1 protein-coding gene is annotated in these 515 nt (G+C 52.8%); it reads left to right on the forward strand.

All coding sequences use genetic code 11. The features are described from left to right. The coding region (locus PSI15_RS18440; RefSeq protein ID WP_273584780.1) for an EF-Tu/IF-2/RF-3 family GTPase at nt 1–515 on the forward strand (515 nt) is incomplete at both ends.

Consider the following 515-nt stretch of genomic DNA (forward strand, 5'->3'; position numbering starts at 1 on the left):
GCGACGACACCCCAATCATCCGTGGTTCTGCGCTGAAAGCGCTGGAAGGCGAAGCAGAGTGGGAAGCGAAAATCATCGAGCTGGCTGAAGCACTGGATTCTTACATCCCAGAACCAGAGCGTGACATTGACAAGCCGTTCCTGCTGCCAATCGAAGACGTATTCTCCATCTCCGGCCGTGGTACTGTAGTGACCGGTCGTGTTGAGCGCGGTATCGTTAAAGTGGGTGACGAAGTTGAAATCGTCGGTATCAAAGAAACCACCAAAACCACTTGTACCGGCGTTGAAATGTTCCGCAAACTGCTGGACGAAGGCCGTGCGGGTGAGAACGTGGGTGTTCTGCTGCGTGGTACTAAGCGTGATGACGTTGAGCGTGGCCAGGTTCTGGCGAAACCAGGTTCAATCAAGCCACACACTCAGTTCGAATCTGAAGTGTACATCCTGAGCAAAGACGAAGGTGGCCGTCATACGCCATTCTTCAAAGGTTACCGTCCACAGTTCTACTTCCGTACAACT

Origin of the sequence: Xenorhabdus sp. PR6a (assembly GCF_028599065.1) — a bacterium.
Classification (GTDB): domain Bacteria; phylum Pseudomonadota; class Gammaproteobacteria; order Enterobacterales; family Enterobacteriaceae; genus Xenorhabdus; species Xenorhabdus doucetiae.